The organism is Cupriavidus sp. C3SS-1 (assembly GCF_057073755.1).
Genome location: NZ_CP172699.1, coordinates 941,353 through 965,852, shown reverse-complemented (window position 1 = coordinate 965,852; position 24,500 = coordinate 941,353). Strand labels below are relative to the sequence as shown.

The 24,500-nt window shown below is 59.0% G+C and carries 14 protein-coding genes and 1 pseudogene; 5 read left to right on the top strand and 10 right to left on the bottom strand.

The features are described from left to right. Nucleotides 1–42 precede the first annotated feature (42 nt). The gene (locus tag ACIGJC_RS04495; protein ID WP_483710825.1) at nucleotides 43–3,159 is read left to right on the top strand and encodes a type I restriction endonuclease subunit R; all 3,117 of its coding nucleotides are present in this window, start codon (nucleotides 43–45) and stop codon (nucleotides 3,157–3,159) included. 273 nt (nucleotides 3,160–3,432) lie between these two features. Here ACIGJC_RS04495 and ACIGJC_RS04490 read toward each other — a convergent pair whose 3' ends face one another. The 3 genes and pseudogenes from ACIGJC_RS04490 to ACIGJC_RS04480 form a co-directional block, all read right to left on the bottom strand. After that, nucleotides 3,433–3,858 (bottom strand): NUDIX domain-containing protein, encoded by a 426-nt coding sequence (locus tag ACIGJC_RS04490; protein WP_483710824.1) that lies wholly within the window; start codon nucleotides 3,856–3,858, stop codon nucleotides 3,433–3,435. Between the two features lie 194 nt (nucleotides 3,859–4,052). Next, nucleotides 4,053–4,159, bottom strand: a pseudogene (locus tag ACIGJC_RS04485) (H-NS family nucleoid-associated regulatory protein); the annotation flags it as partial. Between the two features lie 152 nt (nucleotides 4,160–4,311). After that, nucleotides 4,312–5,130: a hypothetical protein gene (locus ACIGJC_RS04480; RefSeq protein WP_483710823.1), complete on the bottom strand. Its 819-nt coding sequence runs from the start codon at nucleotides 5,128–5,130 to the stop codon at nucleotides 4,312–4,314. Nucleotides 5,131–5,373: 243 nt separating this feature from the next. On the opposite strand from ACIGJC_RS04480, the gene ACIGJC_RS04475 reads away from it, so the two are divergent. Next, nucleotides 5,374–6,048, top strand: coding sequence for a DUF6946 family protein (locus ACIGJC_RS04475; protein WP_483710822.1), 675 nt, complete (start codon nucleotides 5,374–5,376; stop codon nucleotides 6,046–6,048). Nucleotides 6,049–6,529: 481 nt separating this feature from the next. Here ACIGJC_RS04475 and ACIGJC_RS04470 read toward each other — a convergent pair whose 3' ends face one another. From ACIGJC_RS04470 to zorA, 5 genes are all read right to left on the bottom strand, one after another. Next, complete coding sequence (locus ACIGJC_RS04470; RefSeq protein WP_483710821.1) at nucleotides 6,530–8,392, bottom strand: DUF262 domain-containing protein; 1,863 nt, start codon at nucleotides 8,390–8,392, stop codon at nucleotides 6,530–6,532. Between the two features lie 123 nt (nucleotides 8,393–8,515). Further along, nucleotides 8,516–12,382, bottom strand: coding sequence for an SNF2-related protein (locus ACIGJC_RS04465; RefSeq protein WP_483710820.1), 3,867 nt, complete (start codon nucleotides 12,380–12,382; stop codon nucleotides 8,516–8,518). Beyond that, on the bottom strand, nucleotides 12,382–14,112 hold the full coding sequence (locus ACIGJC_RS04460; RefSeq protein ID WP_483710819.1) for an EH signature domain-containing protein: 1,731 nt from the start codon (nucleotides 14,110–14,112) through the stop codon (nucleotides 12,382–12,384). Before ACIGJC_RS04460 ends, ACIGJC_RS04465 begins: the two co-directional genes overlap by 1 nt. After that, the gene (locus tag ACIGJC_RS04455; protein ID WP_483710818.1) at nucleotides 14,106–14,810 is read right to left on the bottom strand and encodes a flagellar motor protein MotB; all 705 of its coding nucleotides are present in this window, start codon (nucleotides 14,808–14,810) and stop codon (nucleotides 14,106–14,108) included. The genes ACIGJC_RS04460 and ACIGJC_RS04455 overlap by 7 nt, the downstream gene beginning before the upstream one ends. Nucleotide 14,811: 1 nt before the next feature. Continuing rightward, nucleotides 14,812–16,815 (bottom strand): anti-phage ZorAB system protein ZorA, encoded by a 2,004-nt coding sequence (gene zorA / locus ACIGJC_RS04450; RefSeq protein ID WP_483710817.1) that lies wholly within the window; start codon nucleotides 16,813–16,815, stop codon nucleotides 14,812–14,814. A 1,611-nt stretch (nucleotides 16,816–18,426) separates the two neighbouring features. On the opposite strand from zorA, the gene ACIGJC_RS04445 reads away from it, so the two are divergent. Further along, nucleotides 18,427–19,533, top strand: coding sequence for a plasmid replication initiator TrfA (locus tag ACIGJC_RS04445; protein ID WP_483710816.1), 1,107 nt, complete (start codon nucleotides 18,427–18,429; stop codon nucleotides 19,531–19,533). Nucleotides 19,534–20,248: 715 nt separating this feature from the next. Here the strand turns inward: ACIGJC_RS04445 and ACIGJC_RS04440 are convergent. After that, the gene (locus tag ACIGJC_RS04440; RefSeq protein ID WP_483710815.1) at nucleotides 20,249–21,586 is read right to left on the bottom strand and encodes an NAD(P)-binding domain-containing protein; all 1,338 of its coding nucleotides are present in this window, start codon (nucleotides 21,584–21,586) and stop codon (nucleotides 20,249–20,251) included. 383 nt (nucleotides 21,587–21,969) lie between these two features. On the opposite strand from ACIGJC_RS04440, the gene ACIGJC_RS04435 reads away from it, so the two are divergent. Together ACIGJC_RS04435 and ACIGJC_RS04430 are read left to right on the top strand one after the other, a co-directional pair. Further along, nucleotides 21,970–22,629, top strand: a complete 660-nt coding sequence (locus ACIGJC_RS04435; protein ID WP_483710814.1) for a sugar transferase — start codon at nucleotides 21,970–21,972, stop codon at nucleotides 22,627–22,629. Between the two features lie 361 nt (nucleotides 22,630–22,990). Beyond that, nucleotides 22,991–23,968: an ATP-grasp domain-containing protein gene (locus ACIGJC_RS04430; protein WP_483710813.1), complete on the top strand. Its 978-nt coding sequence runs from the start codon at nucleotides 22,991–22,993 to the stop codon at nucleotides 23,966–23,968. Nucleotides 23,969–23,986: 18 nt separating this feature from the next. Here ACIGJC_RS04430 and ACIGJC_RS04425 read toward each other — a convergent pair whose 3' ends face one another. Then, nucleotides 23,987–24,481: a DUF411 domain-containing protein gene (locus ACIGJC_RS04425; protein WP_483710812.1), complete on the bottom strand. Its 495-nt coding sequence runs from the start codon at nucleotides 24,479–24,481 to the stop codon at nucleotides 23,987–23,989. Nucleotides 24,482–24,500 lie beyond the last annotated feature (19 nt).

Here is a 24,500-nt window from a genome sequence, read left to right as displayed (position 1 = left end):
CTGCCCCATCGAAGAAGAACATCGAACGCATACGGGTCAACCATGAGCAACCTGCACCAGGAACACCACTTCGAAGCAGAACTCTGCCAGTCCCTGGCGGACAACGGTTGGCTGTATGCCGAAGCTGATGCCACCCACTATGACCGCGCCAACGCACTCTTCTTGCCTGACCTGCTGGCGTGGATTGAGGCGACCCAGCTAGATACGTGGCAGCGCCTGACCAAGACCCATGGCCCTGCCCTCAAGGAGCGTCTGGCCGAGCGGGTGCGTAAGAGTCTGAACGAGCGTGGCACGCTGGACGTTCTACGCCGTGGGGTGGAAATGCTCGGACTGAAGGAGCCGCTCTCGCTGGTGCAGTTCAAACCTGCGCTGGCCATCAATCCAGTCATTCAGCAGCACTACGCCGCGAACCGGCTGCGCGTGATACGCCAGGTGCGGCATTCGCCGAACCATCCGCAGGATGCGCTGGATTTGGTGCTCTTCGTCAACGGCGTTCCGGTGGCCACTGCCGAGCTGAAGTCGGACTTCACGCAGTGCGTGCAGGATGCGGTGGACCAATACCGCTTCGACCGGCATCCCCTGCCCAGGGGCGGGCAAGCAGAGCCGCTGCTGAGCTTCCCAGGCGGGGCGCTGGTGCACTTCGCCGTGAGCCAGACGGAGGTCATGATGACCACCCGTCTGGCTGGTCCGGCCACGCATTTCCTGCCGTTCAACCGAGGCAAAGCAGGCGCAGCTGGCAACGCACCGAACCCCGATGGCTTCGCCACCGCCTACCTGTGGGAAGAGGTATGGGCGCGCGAGAGCTGGCTCGACATCCTGCACCGCTACCTGATTGGCAAGCGCGACGACAAGAAACAACTGAAAAGCGTCATCTTTCCTCGCTATCACCAGCTCGACGCAACACGCAAGTTGGTGGCCGATGTGTTGGCGCAAGGCGCTGGTCAACGGTACCTGATTCAGCACTCGGCGGGCTCGGGCAAGACCAACTCGATTGCCTGGACTGCCCACTTCCTTGCCGACCTGCACGACGCCGAACACCAGAAAATGTTCGACAGCGTGCTGGTCGTATCCGACCGCACGGTGCTCGACGCACAGTTGCAGGAAGCTATCTTCGATTTCGAACGCACCACGGGCGTGGTGGCCACCGTCACCAACGAGCACGGCAGCAAGAGCGCCCAATTGGGCCAGGCGCTTAAGGATGGCAAGAAAATCATCGTCTGCACCATCCAGACCTTCCCGTTCGCCCTGCAGGCGGTGCAGGACCTAGCTGCGACCGAAGGCAAGCGCTTCGCCGTCATCGCCGACGAGGCCCACAGCTCGCAGACTGGTGAGGCGGCGGCCAAGCTCAAGCAATTATTGTCGGCTGAAGAGTGGGCCGAGCTGCAGGATGGCGGCGAAATCGACACCGAAGCGCTGCTTGCGGCCCAAATGGAAGCACGCGCCGGCGCCAAGGGCCTGACCTACGTGGCTTTCACGGCCACCCCCAAGCAGAAGACGCTGGAGCTCTTTGGCCGGCTCGGGGCGGACGGGCTGCCGCAGCCCTTCCACGTATATTCGATGCGCCAGGCCATCGAGGAGGGCTTCATTCTCGATGTCCTGAAGAACTACACGACCTACAAGCTCGCGTTCAAGCTGGCCCATGATGGACAGGAATACGACGAGAAGGAGGTCGAGCGCAGTGCCGCGATGAAGGGAATCATGCAATGGGTCCGGCTGCACCCGTATAACATCGCGCAGAAGGTGCAAATCGTCGTCGAACACTACCGAGAGAACGTTCAGCCTCTGCTGGAGGGCAAGGCTAAAGCAATGGTCGTGGTAGGCAGCCGTAAGGAAGCCGTGCGTTGGCAGAAGGCGATTCGCGCCTATATCCAGAAACAGAACTATCCACTGGGCGTGCTGGTGGCCTTCTCCGGTGAAATTGACGACCCTGAGAGCTACCCGGCACCGGTCACCGAGTCCAGCAAAGACCTGAATCCAGACCTCAAGGGGCGCGACATCCGTGACGCATTCGCCGAGCCCGAGTATCACCTGCTCCTGGTTGCCAACAAGTTCCAGACCGGCTTTGACCAGCCTTTGCTGTGCGGCATGTACGTCGACAAGATGCTCGGGGGCATCCAGGCCGTGCAGACGTTGTCTCGGCTAAACCGCGCCCATCTTGGCAAGGACACTACCTACATCCTCGACTTCGTTAACGGGGCCGGCGACATCTTGAAGGCGTTCAAGACTTACTATGAGACCGCCGAATTGGAGGCCACCACCGACCCGCATCATGTCTACGACCTGCGCGCCAAGCTTGATGCCGCTGGTTACTACGATGACTTTGAGGTCGACCGTGTGGCGAAGGTTGAATTGGACCCGAAAGGCACGCAGGCGCAGTTGAGCACTGCCATAGCGCCAGTGGCCGACCGTCTGCTCAAGCGTTACAAGGCAGCGCAGGAGGACAAGGCAACCGCCGAAGCCAAGCAGGAGGATAAGGCCGCGCACGCGGCTGAGGACACACTCGATGCACTGGTCCTGTTCAAGAACGATATGGGCGCCTTTGTGCGCTTGTATGCCTTCCTGTCGCAGATTTTCGATTACGGGAACACGGACATTGAGAAGCGCTTCCTGTTTTACAAGCGACTTATTCCGCTGCTGGAGTTCGGCCGAGAACGCGATACCGTTGACCTGTCCAAGGTCGTGTTAACCCACCACAGCCTCAGGAATACAGGCCGCCAGCCGTTGAGCCTGAATCATGGCGAAGCTCCCAAGCTACCCCCGATGGACGCCGTCGGCAGCGGAGCGGTTCAGGACAAGCAGAAGGCTTTCCTCGACGAAATCATTCAGAAGGTCAACGGTCTGTTCGAAGGTGACCTCACCGATGACGACCAACTTGTGTATGTCAACGGCGTACTCAAGGGCAAGCTGCTTGAAAACGAGACGCTTGTTCAGCAGGCCATGAGCAATAGCAAAGAGCAGTTCGCCAACTCACCGGACCTCAAAGACGCGCTATTGCACGCCATCATGGATGCGCTCGACGCTCACAATACAATGAGCACACAGGCTCTCGGCTCGGAGAGGGTGCGGGAAGGGCTCAAAGAGATTCTGCTCGGGCCCGCGCAGCTATATGAGGCACTAAGAGCAAGGTCCGCAAACCACCTCGGGGCAGCACGAACGTAGGATGTTCAGCGGCATACGCGCTATCGGAAACCGTGCACCCGAGGAGCCAAGGGAGCCGTTAGCTCCAAAAAATCACGCCCTGAGACCGGCAAGACCAGGTCAGGACGCGGCCGCATCTGCGTGCCTCGGCGAACGACCAGGCCGCCTCCTCATTGCAGAAGAAGAGTACGGAAGCCGGGCTCTCTTCTACCCGACCAGACTGCACTATCTCCAGCGTCCTGAACGCCAGGTTCCACGGACATCTGGCTACTGGGATGACAGCCGCGGGCCAAGTCAAACGCTCGTGGTACCCACGACACCCTGTGCCCAACGCAGCATCGGCCAGAACCGTGGTGGCAACAGCTCTTGGGCTCTATCAAGTGGTACCCACCGAAACTCGTGATGTTCCGGGCGACCAAGCTCGGCACTGACCGGGAGACTCACATCACCCTGGCTCGACAGCGCGAGATAGAGGCGTGCGACCTTGCCTTTCGAGTATGGCTCGGTCTCCCGATAGTCCTCGCCCCAAGGAAATTCCAGGTGAGACAGCCCGGTTTCCTCCGTGGTCTCGCGCAGTGCCGTCTGCAACAGTTCTTCGCCGGGCTCGGGCTGCCCTTTCGGGAAGTCCCAGTTCCGATACGCGCGTAGGATGAGGCAGTGCCACTGGTCATCAACGTTACGCATCACAACTAGACCCGCCGAACGCTTGATTGCTGACATACTCGGTCGCTTTATACCCGGTCACTACAAGGCGGACCACAAGCATAGGAGGAACTGGCCAAGACGAAGCGTGCCAGCCTCCGAGTTTCCGCATTAAGCGGCAAGATTCTACCTGCTATGACCAATTTCTGGCTTTACGGGCAAAGTATTGCCTGCAGATGCAACCGGGTCACGTAGGAGGGAGCCCGCCTTCCTTACGCTTCCTCCGCAATGAGGAAGCTCTCGGGTCGCTTGCCAAGCCAAGCGGGTGTGCGGCCACGCCTGACCAGGTCTTGCCGGTTTCGGGGTCGCGATAACTTGGGTGGCGGCGGCTCTTCCGGGCCAGGATTCAAATCCCTTCAAGGGAGTCGGGCCTCGACGTTAGCGAAGACCGAAGGGGCTGCAATGGTCTCATCATTGGGTTCTGCCTTCAGGTGGGGGCTTCGATAGCGCCCCACCATGCGTAAGAATCACCTACTCTTTTAGCACGCCCTCGTCGTCAGCAAACTCATCTGTGGCTCGCTCGATGGCAAGACGGGCCTCGCGGACGAAGAAGTCTTCTGATTCCTTATTGCTTATGGCCTCAAGTGTCTTTTCCTTGAATTCATCGAAACTTTTGCTCGTTCTCATCGCCATCATCATTTCAATGACATGCATTTGCAGATAACGGAGATAACCATTCGCATGTTTCTCGAATTCGAATAGCATATCTGGCATCTGCGAGTAGCTCGCATTCCGCCACTCGTCACGTCTTCGTTGCTCTGCCTCGATGTTATTGGTTGCAAATTGCACCGCATGTTTGTCGAGAACGTCCATTGCAGTTCGCTCTCGCTGGGGTGAGCGAGTTGCTTCGTATTCTCGGCGCGCACGAAGCCGCTCCGCGTTCTCTGGCTTGGACTGATAGTCAATGAGTGCCTTTAGCGCCCACTCCGGGCACCGTCGGCTGCTCGGCTTCCCGGATTCAATGAGCCACGCCTGCACGGTACGAGCTGACACCTTCTTCGCCGTCATCTCTGAAATCACCGAAGCCACTAGATGCCTATCCCCAGTGAAGTCATTCTCTATAAGCATACGCATTTCGCATCTGCGCTGCTCACTGACGAAGTGAACCCAGAAGTCATCCTTCAACGCCGCTAGTTCTGCCGCCGTGTATGTTTTCTTCGAGCCTGCTCGCGGACGCATTGTTATGTCCGCCGCGGACTGGACGCTCCGGTTGATGAATTCAATGTCAAAAACCGCCTGAGTGTCCGCGTGCGTCGCGCGCGACGCCGGATATGAGTACAACCACGCCATGGCACAGTCTCCCGGTCTTTATGTAGACGCACATTGTGCGCGCACAATGTGCGTCAGTCAAGAGCGCGTGTAAGTAACTGTTGCTGCACAAACAGATAGGGAGGTCAGCGTTGCTGTACACGCTTTCCTCTACGTAGTCAGCACGATTGGACAAGCCTATGTGGACGACCCAACTTACCTCGCAGCACGGCGATGCATGCTGGGTGTATGTTGCTCTCATGCTCGCCCCAGAACCGCCAATCAATGAAGAGAATCTATATCCCGGCAAATGGCGCCGATGACTGGGCTCAATTTCTTGGCGACCCCATAAAGCATTGGCGAACTGGATATTCGGCTCGAAGTCTTGCCCACTGTTGGCAAGAGGCCGAAGGCTTTCCGCCAGAGGTTTCCGAAGTCTTGAACACTAGCGAAAGTCTCCGCGGAACATCCATGCTGCTCGGCATCCCAGAGCACCAAGTCGCCCTTCCTGGAGGCAGTACCAAATCGCAGAACGACGTCTGGGTATTAGGCAAGCGGGATGTCGAACTGGTTTCCATCGCAGTGGAAGGAAAAGTAGCCGAGCCGTTTGGCCGCACGGTGGCTGAGTGGCTGGAGCCGGAAACTCCGGGAAAACATATCCGGCTTCAATTTCTCAATAGGACACTTGGCTTGAGCGAAACGCCGTCGTCAATACGGTATCAGTTGCTGCACAGGACTGCTTCGGCCATTATCGAGGCAGAGCGGTTTAACGCCAGCCACGCACTGATGCTCGTACACTCATTTAGTCAGGCGCACGATTGGTTTGAAGACTACCGGGCGTTTGCTGCGTTGTTTGGCATCGATGCCGAGTTAAACCGCGTGCATAGCGCGAAGAGGGTCGGTAGGGTCACACTACACCTGGGCTGGGTCTGTGGCTCTGCCGAATACCTCTGCCGCTAGCTTTGGAGAACGGGTTCTCACCCTCGCCGAATTCACATCCTTGTGCTCAAATCACCTGCCAGAAGCATTTAGGGCACCTGCTGTCAGCCGGCTTGAGCGACGTCTTGCAGATTTTGCAGCGTAGCCCGCTTTCCTCCAAGTTTTTTGGGTCGCGGGCTGGCGTGCACGACGCGCAAGTCTTGCTGTTCCTGGACCAGCAGTTGCTCACGCAAACGAGCTTGCCACACTGGGAGCAGCGACGGCGTGGTGCGCGGGGCGTGCAACCACACGTCTCGCATTTCTCCTTCATTGTGGCTGCTCCACGGTGGATTCCTTCTGCTTGGCGGCCAAGAGTTCTATGCCGAGCCTACGTGTATGAGGCCGGCTCGCATTCCCTCGCCATCATTACAGCTTCTAAAGGCTGAGCCGTGAGCTTATCAATAGTCATCGAACTTGATTTCCCATGATGGCCCCGCGCCCTTCTCATCCAGTCTCACCAAGCTTAGCCTCTGCTCCAAAGCATCAACGCACGGTCCAGCAGTTCGCGTCCGCGTATTTCAATTGTCGACTCATCCCAGGTGAGGAAGCGATTAAGCACTCCGTTTATCGGTGACACAGAGTGCGTGAGAATCGCAGCGCGCTTGGTGGCCCAACCACTGTTCTTCAAGGCACTGTTGAGACTTCCAGTGATAAGCGTCAGGTTACCGAACGTCTGAATCAGCTCGTTTCGGCGCCGGCTCTCGCCCACTCCCGGCGCTGCTTCGTCGGCGAACCACGCATGCTCAACGCCCTGCGAGCCGTCTGCGAGCGGCCAGTAAGGTACCCAACCTTGCGGCATAATGTGCTCGACCGTAAGCGGAGAGTTGGTGCTTACGTTCTCCGATTTGGACGACCGATACGTTTCGCTGATGCGCCACAGAACGTGTGTCAACCTCAGATTGTTGAGAGTTTGGTATGCATTGCGGCTCATCCAAGCTGCGGATACAGCATCGTCGCTGGGCCATTCATCAGTCGCATTTCGGAGCGCCGTCAGGAATTCGCGGACAACCTCGGCAGTAGCCCCTTTGCTCCGTACTGTCCGCGTAAGAGCCATAAAGATTCTGTTGTACGCCTTCGTCTCACCACCGCAAACAGCCCGACGCACAAGGTAACTCTCGAGCATTTTGGCCGCTTCCGCCATGTCAGCGTCACTGGCGCCCAAGTCAAGCATTGCCAGTAACGGCGGGTAGGCCGTACTGACATCAAAGAGGTTCAGGAAATGAGCCAGGTCACCAAGTAAGGGAGACTCGTGAGAAACTGAAATCTTCCGGAAATTGTCGCGCTGCCGGGCAAGTTCCGAAAGCTCGTCCTGGACGCTTGAGAAAGGCTTCTCACGCTCGACCCAGTGCTTATATTCGACGAATAGGTGCTTGATTGGGATGTCCCTCGCCTGCTTGCTGGCGAGATAGTGCTGGATGAAAAGGTCGCTTCGGGGCCGACGCAGGCGACCTTGTGTCACCTCTTCGCGCCAGAAGGGTTCATCAAATGTTGACCAGTACTGCTCGTAGAGCTCCTCCTGCTTTTCGCCATATCGCGCGGCCCGCAAGAAGATGTAGTTTCGCAAAAGGTCCGCCGGCAGAAGCGGCTCGCCTCTCGCATTAAGCGTTTCGAAGATGACCTGCGCGTCGTCTCCGTCGCCCAGGTCAATCGCTACGACTTTCAGTGCGGTCTTGAGCGCTTCGAAGCATGCTTCGACGCGATGCTCCATCGCGATTTCTTCGCCAATCGGAGGCTCGTCTGGCGAGCCCTTGAAGTAGGCAAGTATCTGCTCATGGAAGAAAAGATACGCTTCAACCATGCGAGGCCGGGGATTGTACTTTCTCGCGTACGGACGACGAGTGAGGGGATGAAGCTTCTCGAGGGATGATTTCGAACCCGCCGTCAGCACGTCGATGAACTGCGAACGGTCGGAGAGAGTCGGCCAGACCTTGAACTTCTCGACTTCGGGTTCAGCCATCCGGCCAGAGTTGAGTGTGTACTTCTCGCACTCCTCTGCGAATTCGTCGAGGCCTTCCTCGCGACAGAAATCGCGAAATGCCGCGAGGAAAATCTGCAGCGTGGTCAAACGCTGTTGGCCATCGATTACGCTCCGACGCTCGACGCGACCAACATGCGTCTGCTTCTGGTCCAGCACCATTGCACCCAGAAAGTGGACTGGCGCGTCCCGGCGGTCCTCAATGAACTCAGTGAACTTGCGCGATATGTCTTCCCAGAGAGGCTCCCACTGATGCTCCTGCCCCCATACATACTGCCGCTGGAACATTGGGATTTCAAGTCGCATCTTCCTTTCGAAGATGTCCAGCAGCGCGATGGCATTTGCATCCATTGGTCGTCTCTTTAGTTTCGTCTGTTTCTTGTGACTCTTGGCCGAACGAGATGATACCTCTGCCAGAAGGCGGTGGCTTGAACAACTCGCTAACGGAATTAGCGCCGCTTAAACCGTGTGCGACTAGACCACGTCAGTCGAGAACTGATTGAGGTCCTGCAAGACTTCATCAAACTCATGATTAGAAACCGGGTGAGCACCTAAAAGCTCTTCGAGGCGCGACCTAGTCACAAGCGAGACTTGGTTCGCCTCAGCTTGAGTCACCGCGGCACGGGTAAAGGCTTGGTTTGTCACTGCGACCCTACGGAACTTGGTGCCCCTGAAGCGCGCTTGATAGCGAGCAGCGCCAGCAGTTACCTCCTTGATGGCGTCCCATCCAACCTCGGCCGATTTCGAGCTCTTGCACTGGAGCAGCTCTCCCTCTCGGCCCTTCAGAGCAACCACGTCGATTCCTCCATCCCCACCCCTCTTGGGCGTCACGGTGGCCTGGAATCCTTGCTTGTTCCACAACATGCAGCAGAAGACCTCAAATGCTTCACCATCCATGCGGTCGACATCATCCATTGTGAGATACCGCCTCGGGATGGCTTCGCCAGCGCCACCTTCCTCAACGAGCTCCTTGAAGCTTGCGTCTTTGCCGGCGCCATTCAGCATAGCCGTCAACCCTCCGTCATCGAGGGTTGCTCCCGCCAGACCCGCTTTGCGCTTGAGAAGCTCGTCCAATCTGACCTCAAATGTGTTGAAGTCGTCGGCAACTACGGTCGGGCAATACACGAAGACATCCCGCTCCTGCCCAATGCGAAACGCCCGGTCGGTCGCTTGCGCCTCCTTGGAAGGGTTCCAGGCGCGGGTGAAGTGGAAAACGTGATTTGCCGCGGTAACGTTCAATCCAGCGCCGGCGGCAAGGGTAGACAGAATGATGACGTCGAACCCCGGCTTTGACGAAAACTTGTCTATGTATCCCTGACGGCCCTGAGAATCGCCGTTGATGATGTACGGGCGGATACCGAAGGTCTCTTTGAGGAAGTAGTACAACGCTGCCTGAGCCTCGCGAAGCTCCGTGAACACAATGGCCTTTTCACCTGCCGCCTTGACCTCAACGAGATGTTCAAGAAGCCAATCCAATTTTGGCGAGTTGGCAAGATGCGCTTCTCGTCCAGACCTGTCAACGAGGAACTTCGTGCCCGGCAGACAGTAAGGCTCGGCGCAAACCGCCTTCATGAGATGTAACGCACCAAACGACAACTGCGCGCGCCTTCGCCCATTTGACTCCTTGGCGGCGTCCTGAAGTTTCTTCAAGCCACCTTTGTAGAGGATGCGCTGGTGCTCTGTGAGAGCAATTTCCAGACGTTCTTCAGTGTCAAGTGCAGGCTTAAACTCCAGCTTGGTCTGCGCGGCCTTCTTCATCGCGAAGTACTTCAACGGCAGGTCAGCCGCAATGTCAGCCTTCGTGCGACGCAATGTCTGGGGTGCGATGGCAGTCTGGAGACGCTTGAGTGTGTCCTTCTGTTCCTCGGTCTCACATTCAATCGGGCGCCGATAGGTCTTGCCAAAGTCCTCCAGAGCACCCAACAAGCCCGGCTGGACTAAGTCAAATAGACACCAAAGGTCGGCCAGCGAATTCTCCACCGGTGTACCCGTACACGCGATGCGGAAATCGGCCTTCAGCTTTTTTGCGGCGAGCGTGACCAACGTCCCTGGGGTTTTGATGCGCTGCGCCTCATCGCAAATGAGAAATGCAAAAGGCTGCTTGGCCAGCGAGAACTCGTATGAAGTCAGTACCTCGTACGTGGTGACGATGACCTTCGCCGTTCCGACCCAGCTTGGCTTCAGCAGGTCCTCAATGCCCTTGTCCCGGAGCTGGCTGTCGATGAGGCTAGGCGGTTGCTTGCGTTCCTTCAGTTCATCGCCGTAAAGAACCAAGACTTCCGGAAAGGAGTCATTGAAAAACTTCTTGGATTCGTTGGCCCAGTTTTCGAGAAGGCTCTTGGGTGCGAAGATGACCGAGGGAGCGGCATTGGGATTGCCCTCGTAGTACCAAGCGAGTACCGACAGCAGTTGCAGTGTCTTCCCCAACCCCATGTCGTCCGCCAACAAGGCTCCACGGCACTCGGCGGGAGCCTTCGAAACCAGATGCTGAAACCAAGCCACACCGTAGTGCTGGTGCCGCTTGAGCTCAATGCCAGGTCGCAGACACTTGGGCAACTGGGCTTGCCAGTCGTCCGGCAGCGCCAGCGATGTCCTGCGTTCCTCGAAATAGTCAACGTCATGGAAATTGGTCTTGACCAAGAGCGTTTGACGGGCCTTCTTCTCCTTTTTCGCCTGAGAGGCATGCTCTTCTTCAACTCTCTCCTGGGCTTCGACCATACTCTTGAAACTATCAGCGAGCGTCCGCGCTTGTGCGGTGGCAATCGGAGTCGGCAGACTGGAATTTTTGACGTCTGGAAGCCCCTTTTCCTCCGCCTCCTGCACCTGCTTGTCGAAGTCCCGCACCCACTCCTTCGTGAGAGGCACCAGCACCTGGCCTTCGTGCCCTTGCAGGGTCACCTTGACCATCGGCGTCAGGTCCGATGGCAGCCAGCCGCTATCCCCTTCGTCCTTCTTCTCCTTCTGGAAAACGGTAACGTAGATGGGCTTAGCTGCGCCAATCCCCTCGACACGTCCACTATAGCCGTCTAGCTCATAGACGTCGTCGAAGCTGATTCGCTCGGCTGGCTGTGTACGCCAGAGGTGGGCCAACTGAAGTCCCTGCTCAAGCTGCACGGTCGATTCTGCATCGAGGGTCAGGTCGTACTCGTCCCAGGGAAACCGTTCCCGGTCTTGCTCCAGCGCTTCCTTGAGCGTCAGGAGGAACGCATCCAGTTCGTCAACCGTCTTGCACGCTTTGCAATCAGTTCGAGCCGAACCGTCCCCGAAATGCTCCGTGACCACCAGTTCGACCGCATTTAGCCGGCCATGCTCGGTCCTAGCGACAATGTTGAATACCGCCGCCACCGCGCCGGCCTCCGCTCGGTCTGCCTCGAACTCATCCGTCTTTAGTACTTCGTGTGCTGCGTCACCAAGGAATGCGAACGGATTGTGGACAAATTTCTCAGCCTTCGCTCCGGCTACGCGGCGACCAGGCATCTCCCGCTTGATGACGTTGAGCACCTTCCGAACTGGCTCGCTGATAACGACTCGTATGCGCCCGGAGCCCCGCGTGAGGTCGTAATGGGGTTGAACCGAGTTGAACCCATCGAAGGCAGTCAACCAACCGTCGGGAGCTCCCTCAAATGTTGGAGAGACGGTCAGTACCCGCCCGAACGGTGTGTCGTGCTTTGAAAGGGGAAGACGCAGCGTGTCGGGTGTCAGAACAAGGGTCGTCTCGAGGTACGGGCTCGCATAGAGGGCTCCGGCCCGGTCAGCAATGCGCCGAATTCGGCCCCAGGCTAGCTCTTGGGCGTGTTGTGTCCTTTCGCTATCATCGCGGCGGCGGAAAGCGGACACCTCTGCTGCCGTGGCCCATGCCGCGGCCGACAGCATCTGCGACTCTCCACCCACTGACGCCACCGCACCATCCAAGCGCTCTAGGTGAACTTGCTTGGCACCGTCGGTCCACCCTGTCACCATGAGCTCGAAGTCTTGACCGGATAACGTCCCCGAGCTGTCAAGTACGGGACGCAATGGGCCCTGCGGAGGAAGGCCTAGTAGCTTAAGTGCACCGACGTATTCCGCTGAACCCTGCAAGTCATAGAGGTCACCCCATGGAATGAGTGCGCCCTTACGGTCTAATCGACAGCGGTCTTCTGCTGCAAGCTGGGCCAGATATGCCCCCAAGATGGAGTCATCCGGGCCGGCTTCATGTATGGCATCGAGTAAGCCGTCGGCCGTAGACTCGGCCAATTCCCGTGCGAATTCAATACGCACCCCCTCCTGTGTCCAGGAGGTCATCAGAGTCGGTTTATCGGCCTTGACTGCGGCCGCCCGCTTAAAGACGTCGAACAGCCCCATCAGCTCTCCGGGAAATACCAAGCCTGCCTGCTGTTGGCCCACTTGAAGCCCAGCGCCTTTAGCTCCGAGCCGAGTGTCGCCCTCTGCTGTGGGTCCTCGACCCAAAGCCTGCCGCCGCTTGCGTTGCTCCGCCTGTCATCTATCGATGCACCACGGAACCGAGTTACCAGTGCCCGCAGCGCTGCCATATCTGGGCCTGCGAATTTGGCCGTCGCCCGTCCCGCTGCTGCTCCGGAACTCGTAGTACGATTTCCGGCCGTTGAAGTGGTAGCAGCCCCAGCGGTCGCGACTCTTTGCGCCTCAGAGCGGTCAGGCCGAATTCCCAACTGACGAAGTTCGACCTCAGCTCGTTCACCCCAGCCTTCTCGATGCACGATTCGAAGAGCGCAACCAACTTCTTGGCGGTAGCCGGCGGCCAGGTCACCCGTACCTCCCTCGTAGTGGCGGTCATATGGCTCGAACGGAAGCTGGTCGGCCTCGTAGACGTAGCAGGCATTCGGCTTCTTGCTGAATTCGATAATGAGATGGGAGCCAATCTGCATCATAAAGGCATCCACCTCAGGTTTGCTCGTTAGCTGCGCGTATGCGCCCTCCTCTCGAGCAATCAGGTCCCGAATTCCGGCGTTGCTTCGCTTGAGCGCCATCGTATCGGCGCCAAACACCAACCTCGTCCAGCTTATTTGCTTGAGATACTTGGACCAGAAAGCAAGTCGACCTTCGTCAGCGTTGTTTCGGGCAGCCAATATGTCGAAGAAATCCTTCAGATTTCTCTCGTTTACCCAGCTGAGCACCATGTGCCATACCGGGTCGGGCACCCTGTTCCAGGCGGTGGCTATCCCTGCAGCCTTCAGCTTCGGATTCTTCCACACCGTTGGCTGACACACGTAGTCCCGCAGTCGTTCATCTTGCGGAGCGCCCTTGCAGGCATGGTATCGAATGAGGATGGCTTCCAACGCCTCGTCGCGGAAGCCGGGCTTCCCTTGGATTAGCTTGAGTAGTTGGGGAATAAGTCTTCTGAAATCCGCATCGCTCTCTGCCGTTGCGCGTCGCACCACTCCCAGAACTAGAGCGTGCCAAAACCAGCTCGACGGCGGGATACCCAAGTCTTCAGCGAGCCGGTCCGTTGGTCCCATATCTCCTCGGAGATATGCATGGGAATACTTGTCGACCGGCCTAGCTGAAAGTACCTCTGATTCTTTACGAAGGACGTTGACCCAATCCGGGACCTTGGTTTTTCCAGCCTGTTTGTCCATCAGCGGCCAAGTCCTCTCTAGGAATGACCGAAGGGCCTCCCAGCCGGACCGAGTCGCATCATCTTTCGCAAGATTCGGGTCGAAATTGAAGTACGAGTACAGTAGTCCGTGCCACGTAAGTCGCCAAAGGTCTCCTCGCTTAGCTTCGGATTCGTACAAGCCCAGAAGCGCCGGGAACCCCTTGGCCCCGAGCACCAGCGCGCCATCCTGCTCGCGGATAGGTTCGCCAATGGCAGAGGCCACCAGGTCTCGTTGCCATGAGTCCAACTCCTTCCCTCTAAGAAAGCTCAGCGCAGCAGCATACGCATCTTCCTTCCTGGGCTTCGCCGCTGTAAAGCCTTGGAAGATGCGTTCCGCTTCTCGGGTTGGCTTCTCAACGAGTTCTGGTTTGCCAAACTCACCGGAATGCAGCCCCATCGACGCCATGGCGGCAACGAGGTCCCGACTGAGTTGTTGCAGCGCGACCGCGGCTAGCACTTTCCGAACTCCTTGCCTTTGAGCACGTCACTAGCCTCTGGCTGCCTTTCGTCCAACCCCCAAAAATCCACCTTGAATTCAACGCGTCGGCTCTCTGCCTTGTCTTTCTTAATGGAGTTAAACGAATAGCCTCCAACCAGGAACAGCTCCTGCACCTTTCTAAGTTGCTGCGAACTCAATGCGTCACCAGAGGAAGTACTCTGGAACAGAGCACAGACCACGCTACGACTTCGGTCCAGGCTTAACTGTAGGTTATAGAGGTATGTCCCATCCTCGTCCGTAAAGCCTTCAACCACGACGCTTCGCATCCAGCGCTGGCCCTCGGGCGTGTCTTTTGCCTTCAGTAGGACAGGGATGTAGCTTCGCAAGAACTGACCGGCGGGAATGCTGATGGTGTAACTGCCGCTATCAAAGCGAACCTCCTTGCCTAGGTCGATACGGTAGTTCTGCTGGTCAACGCCCACGCCACGGCTCTTTGGGTCGTTGGCAATCATTGCCATGACTTTATTGATAGCCGCGGCTCGCTCGATGGTCGCACGTGTCGCTGCATCAATGCTCTGCGTTACTGCAACCAGCGTTACAGCCATCACCACGAGGAAAAGCACCATCAGCGCGGACATCAGGTCCGAGAAGGAAATCCAGAATGGACTCTCCCCGTCATGTTTGCTTCCTCGCTTGAGGAGGATACGAGCGAACATGTTAGGCCCTCTTCATGCGCTGCACGGCATTCGCGAGTTCCTGCACGACCCCATTAAGATGCCCAGTGCCCTGTGCGAGATGGCGGTCGGTCTCAGCTATCGTGGACTTCACTTGGCTGACCAGGGAATTGCCAAAGTCGGAGAATGCCTGTACCAACGCGGCGTTGACTTGGTCCAAGTGCAGGCGAGCCTCTTGCTCCGACTTCCGCATCGCTTCGGCACTCGCCTTGATGCTGGAAACCAGTTCCTGGGACACGCCAGCCTCCCTCTTGACCGTCTCGATGAGCCCCATAAGCGCAGCCACTTGAGTGTCAACGGTCTTCCTGGTCGCATCGTACTGCTCGAACCCACGCTGCACCGCCGTCGATGCCGCCTGCAACGAAGCAGCGGCGGAAGACAGCGTGTCCGCGACCTTCGTCGAACGCTCGAATACGGCCGACACCGCGCCACCTGCGGTCTCGAAGCGTTGAGCCGCGGAGCCCATGGTCAACGCCCCTTGATTCATGCCATCGATTGCCCGTAGCGATACGACTCCAAGTGCGTCGACGTTTTGTTGAGTCTTCGCGACCTGCTCCGAAACCGCGCCCAGCAGAGTCTCCACCTGTGTCGTCAGGCCGCCGACCAGCTGATTCGTCTGGTTAGCGAGCCGGTCATTCCTTCCGGCCTCCTCTGCGGCTGCGGCCTTGCGCGTGCCCTCTAGGCTCTCCATGGCAACAGCCACTTCGCCGAGAACTTTCATCACAGCCTCGTCCATGGCCTGTTTGGACTTATTCTGTTCCTCAGTCACTAGCCGTCGGAAATCCTGGACGAACTCGCGCATCTGGTCCGTCAGGAGCTGCTGATTGTCCGCAGCCTTTTTCATGGCGTCCTCAAGCGTGCCACTCATCTGATTCGCGGCCTGCTCATTCGTCTGCTTGATGTCGGCAAGGAGTCCCTGGAGCGACGACTGAACAGCCGACATCGATTCCATCGACCGCTGCATCTGTTCGTTGATGCCGCGCATTTGCCCCCCGAAGGTATCCTCCAGCTTGGCCATGAACCCTGTGAGCAGGGTCTCAAGCATCGAGTTGACCTGCTCGCCGTTGCCGCGGGCCGTGACCTCCATAGCCTCACCGACGCGCCTCATCGGCTCCGCGATGGCGGAGGAGATGGATTCTCCAATGTGCTTACCGAGCGCCAGGGTCGAAGCTTCCTGGGCAGCAATCTGGCGGTCGACGAGGTTCGTCATCATCTTGTGGAGGTCCTCCACAAGAGCGTCCTTTAGTTGCGCGGTGCTGGTAGCGCTCTGCTCGGACGACCTAACCAGTCGGGCCAGGTACTCCTCGCCCGCACCAGTCGAGTAAAGGCTGTCGATTGCCTGATTGAGGTGTTCAACCAACCGATAAAGGTATGCCAGCACGAGACGACTGATGAAGACCACCAGCATCGCGCAAGCAATAGCGGTCCCAGAAGCGACGAAGGCATGCTGAACACCGAGTAGCAATGGGCCCAGGCCGTTTACTGCATCCTCGATGGGGGTCGGCTTGAACTGTTGCAGGCCATCCAGTAGTCCCGCAAACGTCCCAATGATGCCCAGGCCGGTCAGCACACCGGGAAGATGCCGAGTGAAGTCGTCAAACAGACGCCCATCGACCAGCACCTCGCGAGTAAACATCGACTCGGCGGGCACGGTCGCGCGGACTTCCGTGAGGGCGGCGTCACCTGAGCCCGCCACGCGCAACTCATGCAGCGTGTCGGAATACTCAGCCCAGAGGTGTTTGAGTGGCTCCCATCGAAACGCAAGGCCAACTTCGGCGGGGTTAGGAGAGCCGTGGTCCCTGCGGAGCGCGCGAATCGCCCGCAGCGTTGACCAAATCTGCCAGCAGACTTGACTACCCTTGTATGCGTAGCCAATCAGAAATGCTACCGTCAGCAGCGCGACGACGAGGAACACATACAGCGGGACACCGTGCAGGCTGGCAAGTGATGGATGGATTGCCGCCAGTAACTTTGTTATTGCGTTCATGCCCTCTTTTTCCCCGTGGAAACAGCCTTTCTCCGGCTACCAACCTCATCGTCGCTAATGCCGTGCGTCCGGCAAAAGTCGTCCACCAAGACTTCAAACATATTTGTCAGGCTCCTGCGCTCCTGCGCAGCGGCGGCCTCGAGCTTGCGCTTCATCGTGGGAGTAACCCGAAAGCTCAGGGCCACAGTCTTTTCCGCTTCCATGGACGATATTAGCGTTTGTATAGCGGACCACCATACATTCCGCCCTTCAAAAAGTCCAACCCCCAAACGGGGGAGGTTGAAAGAGATGACGTAAGTATCCACTTACGAGTGACGGCAGTATCTGAATACGTGCTGCCCTCCTGCTCGCAAGTTCGACCCCGTTCAGCCGGGTTACCGCATGGAGACTCGTTGAAAGACAGTGCAGATGGCCAGCAACCGCAGAAACCTGGTTGCTGCGGCGCCGACGGCGGCGCACCGTCCAACCTTTGGAACCGCAGCGGAATTTCGAAGTGGACAAACTGGAGGGCGGCAGAAGGTAGCTGATTCAGCGCAACTGCTAAGTGAGGTGAGGGATATGCAAGGGCAGCTTTGGTAGTAGCCGCAGGCCCGCCAGCCTCCGTAGAACTACCGCGCCGCTTTTAGCTCCGGGAGAAGAATCATGGGTGCCCTGTCGAATCTCTGATAGCTTCGCCATTCTCAGAGTGGCTACTCAGGCTGCGGCGCGCGAGACCGCGAAGTCCGTCAGAACAAGGACCGAAACATGTGCGCTCGAAATTTCTCCTCGGCTTCCTTGGCTGCCCTCTGCCAGACCGGCGATTGAGTCCACGCTGAGGTCGAAGAAGGCCTCAGCGTTCACAACGAACCGCTTAATGCGAGTGCCTCACTAGCGCAACCAAGTGACACATCGTCCCATTCGCGTAAATCTCAGTTCGTCAATTTCGAACTGGCAACGTGAAAGGCGGAGACCCGCTGGGCAACCAGGACGGCCATGGCCGTGGCCCATCGTGGCTTTGACTCTGGTATCAGGTCTATTGTCCCGCGCCATTGAATCTGGAGAGCCGGAGAGCGCTTGCCCAGAGCCATGGAAAATAGTGATGCAGCGGCGCCAAGCCAGAATCCGAACCCGGTAACAGAGCTATCTATGCTACAGAGCCTACAAATACTAAGAGCCAGTATTTGCACCGGAAAACGGCCTTGCTTTAGTAGTCCCTTTGCGAATTTTGTTGGCTCGTTGTGATGTAGACGTCAAGTGAAAGCGATGCGGACGTCAAACATTACCGATGTAGATGTCAAGCAGATGCGATGTGGACGTCAAGTCCTGAGGGCAATTCGAAAAAAAACCTACCTGTATTCATCGTCAGATTTTGCGAGCGGACCTGAGTTATCCGTTCATCAGCGAAATCATGCAGGTCGATTTTGCGTATACACACAGACCTCAATCGACGAGTATGCACTATGGAACAAGGAATGACTGCCACATACGCGGCACGCTGCGGTAGTTGGCTGCCCCTGCTTCTCACAAGCAGTTTAGAAGAGCGGAAGACCGGAGGCTCCGAAATGACTCCAACGACTCGAATCTTCCATGAGTCTGGGCAGGGCTCCCCCTCAAAGCGTAGTGAGGCCCGGAATGACTGACGTGCGGGCAGCAAAAACAACGCATGGCAAGGTCGCCGAGTTGCGCGAGCTTGCAAACATGACTGCAGATGCTGCATTGACCGCGGCGCCAGGCCAACAGGCGACTGTCCTTAGCGCTGCGGAGCGGCTGAGCAGCATTGCTGACAGCATTGAACGCAAGGCGAAACAGGACGCCTCCACGCCGGCAATCGCCGTGCTTGCTTCGGACGCCACTGTTGAGGAAGTTCGAGCTGCGCGCAGACGCCAGGCCACTAGGCGCGGAGGGGATGTCTACCTTCCCAGTTGGTCCGCAATAGCCATGGCGCTCCCAAATGCCTTTCTGAGGTCGGCGCTTTTTTCCACGGGTCGGAGTGTGCAGGCGGATAGCGACAAAGTGCTTGCCGGTGACCGGAGCCTACTGGTCGCAGGTAAGGAAATTGTATCTTTCCAGAACATGACCCTCACCTTCAGCGGCTACGAACTCTGCCAATTCGACCGGCACGTGTATGCGACCTGCCTGGACTACTATCGTGAAAAGCCACTTTCTCCGGAGGGGTCTCCTCGATACGTACGGACTTCGTTTTATCAGTTCGTCAATAAAATGGGGTTGACCTATGGACTAAATCCTCACAAGGCCGTTCGAGCAAGTCTGCTTCGACTGAGCTTCGCACAGATGCGATTGCGATACAACGGGTGGAACTTGGAAGTACCCAAGCTGCTTAGTACGAGCTTCGAAGATGGCACGACCCATGGCGACCTCAAGGGCAGTGACGCGTTGCTCCTACAGGTGACAGCGTCCGTCGCAGAACTTTTCGGGCCAGGCGCTTGGACCGCCGTCGATAACGAGGCAGTGGGCAACGTCGGACTGCTGGGCTGGTTATCGAGCTTCTACGCCAGTCACTCCGCTCCACAATGGCTTCCGGTCGAACGGCTCTATCATCTGTCTGGTTACGAGTCGCACATGCGCAACTTCAAAGCCAGTCTCGTTCGCGCGCTGGAGAAGCTGAAAGAAGAGCAGACACCCGAGTGCAGCAGAGTCAGCGCCTACCACTTTTCCAAAGATGGCACAAAGCTCCTGGTGGTACGTTCCGCCTGGGGCGCCCCACGGCCTTCCCCGTAAGCGCAACTGCTTCCGCGCCTGCCTTGCACACGCAAGGCGCTGTTCCGCAGCGTGGCAAGTCTATGAACTCGTCCGTGCGCCGAATATCTTAGCTTCCTTTGAAATGTGTCCTGCCTATCTTCCAGGCAGTACTTGGCGTGGTAACTGCTTGGCGCGGGACGCTCGGCTGACAGCGTAATCGTGACGAAAGACCCGGACATCGCTGAGTTCCGGGCCAGCATCCCCGCAATAGCCGTCGATAGATGGGCCTCTGACATCTCCTTTGAGGGTTGTTACCCAGTAAGCGAAGCAATAACCCGGCGGCAAGCTTGATGTTTCTGAAGCGACGCCCCTACTCGGCCTTTCGATAGTCACGGGACACAAGACGCTGTCGCTGGCGCCAGAAACTGTCACGACCGTGCTTGTGAGCAAGACACTTGCGATGCCGGTCAAGTCCCCACTCTGGTGTTGACGCGCCCGCGTCGTGGCGCCACAATTCCGCCAGCTTCAGCGCACCAACTGGTACAAATCAGTGGTACAATAAGCTCAGACGGAAAGCCGTAAGCCACTGATTTAAAACGATATATTTTTGCGGCGTCGAATCTCACCGCTTCCGCCAGTTCCCCCTGCACGCGCGGCCGGCCGTGCGCCTGCGCAATGTCCTCGCCCCCAGACAGCGCCGTGGCCCACGGATCAGCGGGACGGATCGCCGCTCCGCGCCCAGATACCGCGACCGTTACTCCGCATTGCGCTCCGCAACCTGAAGCACGCTCCTGGCATGCGCACCACTGCCGTGCCCATTGGCCAGTTCCGGCGTGACGCCATGCGATGGCGCAGCGAAGCTTCCCGCCTCGCGCTTGAAGCGACCGCCGATATGGCCCGCCACACGCGGCGCAGCGTAGCGCGCCCCATAGATGAAGCGCAGTGCGGGGCCAAAGCTCATGGCCGCGGCGGGGCCGAGCACATACAGGTCGCGCACGCTGGTTTCGAAGTTCGATGTCAGGTCCGGCGAGCCGTCAACCATCGAAAGGGCGCTCAGGATCTCCGACGAAAGAAAAGCGTGGCGCGCCATATCCACCTTGAAGCCCGTCGCGAGTACAACATGGTCAGCACTGATAGCCGATGTTTCGCTTCCTGAATCGACCTCCAGCACGATCCGGCCATTCCTGATTTCCGCGCGGCTCACCTCCGTCCGCGTCGATATCTCGATCTTGCCCTCGACATGATTGCGCAGCCACCACGCCCCGGATGGCCCCCATGATGTGTCCAGGATCTTCTGGCGCTGCGGAAGGCTCAACGTGTGGAACGAGGCGGGATACTCGGACAACAGGTAGGACATCGCCAGCAACCACGGCTTGTTGGAATCCCATCCGCGCCCCAGGCCCACACGTGCCCGCAGCAGCCGGGATACGAGCCCGCTCGACGTCCGCGGTTCGCGGCTCCAGTTCACGGCATCGCCACGCACCAGCAGGCGCACCCGCGCCCCCGCCGCGCTCATCGATGCCGCCAGCCCGATTGCCGACTGCCCGCCGCCAACGATCACGACATCCTTGTCCTTCGCCCACGCCGAATGACCGAAATCTCCGGAATGCAGCACGTAGGGCCGCGGCACCCCCCGCAGCGCCGAAGGGGCCTGCCCGAACGACTTCAGACCCAGCGACAGGACGACGCGCCTGGCCACCAGCGAACTTCCATCACTCAGGCCAAGCCGGAAATACCCATCCTTGCGGCACATGTCCTGCACTTCCACCGGCCGGATATGCCCGACCAGCTCCGACTGGAACCACTGTCCATAGTCGACGAACATTTCCACCGGCAGATGAAGGCCCACCGACTTGTATTCCATGTGGTGGCGTCGGCAATACGCCTCGACCGTATAGCCGCCGCATGGCGAATAGAGGCTCGAGGCGAATGCCTCGGAGCGCAAAAGCATTCCCGGTGGCGTGAAATTCTTCCAGGCGTGCATCGGGATCCCGAGAACCTGATGGGGCACGCCAGCCTCTGACAGATAGGCGGAGGTCGACAAGCCATAGGGGCCGGCCCCGACAATGACGGTATCCGTGGACGAGATCATTATTGCTCTTCCCGATAGGTTTTCCCGACTCTCGCACCACCGCGCCGGGCGGCCCACTGCCTGGACAGTGGATAAGTCCAGGACCAATGCCGGCATGGCCTCGCGCAAGCCCCGCTGCGCCCCTCGGTCACGTCGCTCAACCTGGATTGCCGCAGTCTGGGACCGGCCCCCCCGCGCCGTCCGTTCGGGCCCGCACACTCACCCTTCGTCGCGCGCCTTGCTGGCTGGTGGCTCCGATGCGTGAGCACCACCAAACGTGGGGCCGGCCACACTAGGCGCTTCCCATGAGGGCCGCGCCCTGATTAGATGGATGCCGGCAAGACGCGCCGACAGGTGGCGCACACCCGCAGATTCCGCACTCTCACGCTCCTGACGGCTCGATCATGAAGCGCTTGTTCGACGTGGCTTTCTCCGCGGTCGCCCTGCTGATGCTGGCGATCCCGTTGCTGATCCTGGCTGCCGCCGTGCGCTGGAAGCTCGGAGCGCCCGTGCTGTTCCGGCCCACGCGCGTGGGCCTCGGCAACCGGCTGTTCACGGCGGTGAAATTCCGCACCATGACCGACGCGCGCGGCCCGGACGGCCAGTTGCTGCCCGACCAAGAGCGGCTCACGCCGTTCGGCAGGTTCCTGCGCCGCTCCAGCCTCGATGAACTGCCGCAGTTCTGGTGCGTCCTGGTCGGAACCATGAGCGTGATCGGTCCGCGGCCATTGCCGCCGAAGTACCTGCCGTTCTATTCGCCGGCGCAAGCGCGCCGGCACCTGGTGCGGCCGGGCATCTCCGGCTGGGCCCAGGTCAACGGGCGGAACTCCCTGTCCTGGGAGGAAAAATTCCGCCTGGACACCTGGTACGTCGATCACCGCACGTTCTGGCTGGACCTGAAAATTGTCTGGCTGACGATCGGCATCGTCATACGGCGGCAGGGCATCAACGCCACGGGCGACGTGGAGGTTCCGGACTTCACCGGCAACCCGGTCGCGCAGTCCGGAGGCAGCCAGGGCGCACGCGCGCCCAGCGAAGACATTCCAGCCCAACCGGCATTGTGAGCAGTGACAGGCGCATGCACCAATGTCAGGACGTCAGTACAAGCTGCGGCACTCGGTGGACCACCCCACATAGCGCGCTACTTTATGTCCGGCCGTTCTGGTTAGATGAGGCCTGTGATGCAGCGGACGTGTAAAAGATGCAATGGCATCGGGATGGGCGTCCCGGCTCCGGTCGAGCGCTCCGTAGATGGAGAAGCATGCCCCTCGCGTCCGGACTCCGGGTGGCCGCTGTCTCGACGCCGGGCACCGGAATCCACACAAGACGAACCGGCCTCAACGAAGGCCGGACCATTGGGCTGGGCATGGCGTTGGGGTGATCATGAATGTGCTTCTGACGTGTGTAGGTAGAAGACGCTACCTCGTGGAGTACCTGAAGTCCGAACTCAACGGAACTGGCATGGTGCTCGGCGTGGACAACCAGCGCAGTGCACCCGCTGCCAGTATTTGCGACATGTTCCTGCTCGCGCCGGACGTCTATGCGGAAAGCTACATCGACTACCTGGTGGACGTGTGCCGTACGCGCCAGGTTGCGGCCCTGCTTTCGCTGAACGATCTTGAGCTTCCCCTGATCGCGGAACACGCGCATCGCTTTCGCGATGTCGGGACCGTACCGGTGGTTTCGTCGGGGGAGGTCGTCCGTCTTTGCGCGGACAAGCTCATGACAGTCCGCTTCGCCGAGTCGATCGGCGTGCCGGTCCCGCGCAGCTATGCAACCCTGCAAAGCGCCGAGGACGCGCTGTCGGCGGCCGAAATCACCTTTCCGCTGGTGGTCAAGCCGCGCTGGGGCAGTGCAAGCTTCGGCATTTTCTATGTCGAGAGCCTGCAGGAGCTGCGTTTCGCCCATGCGTACTGCGCGCGTATCTGGCTGCAATCGAAGTTTGCCCGCGTCGGGGAACCTGATGCGCTGGTCCTCATCCAGGAAATGGTCTGCGGGCAGGAATATGGCCTCGATGTCTTCAACGACCTGGAGGCCGCGCCGGTCGGCGTGGCCGTGCGCAAGAAACTGTCGATGCGTGCCGGCGAGACCGACCGCGCGATTACCGTCGAAAGCGAACCGTTCAGCGACCTGGCTACGCGCATCAGCCGCGGCCTGCGGCATATCGGCAACCTGGACTGCGATGTCATCGTCCGCGACGGGCGCCAGTACCTGCTGGAAATGAACCCGCGGTTCGGCGGCGGCTATCCCTTTACTCACCTCGCCGGCGCGAACCTGATCCGGGTGCTGCTGAACTGCCTGCGAGGCACGCACCAGGGCGAGGAAATCCGCTACCAGGCGGGGCTGGAGCTCGCCAAGTGCGACTTCCTGGCCTGCGTCGAAGCGCCGGCAGGACAAGACTGAAAGCCGCCGCAGCGGCTTTCATCGGCGCGTTGAGGAATACGCCTGGAACACCTTGGCCTTGCCGTCCCGCAACACCAGCAGCACATCATAAGGCGTCTTGCGCCCGCCATACTCGGGCCCGTCCATGCCCGGCGACCCCAGCGGCATGCCCGGCACGGCAAGTCCCACGGCGACCGGGCGCTCGCGCAACAGCCGGCGGATCTCGCGCGCCGGCACATGTCCTTCGAGCGCGTAGCCTTCCACCACCGCGGTATGGCAGGAACCATAGCGCTCTGGCATGCCCGCCTTGCTGCGCGCGGCAGGGAGATCCTCCACCTCGTATGTCGTGACCTGGAAACCGTTGGCCTGCAGATGCGAGACCCAGTCCTTGCAGCAGCCGCACGTGGGAGATTTCCAGACCTTGACGGCCGTCGCGGTCTGCGAAGCTCCAGCCCAGGCTGCCGCGGGCAACAGCGCCAGCGCGGCGAGAACGCTCCGGCGGAGGGGATTGGTGATAACAGGTTCGGCTTTCATCGATCGGAATGGGTTACAC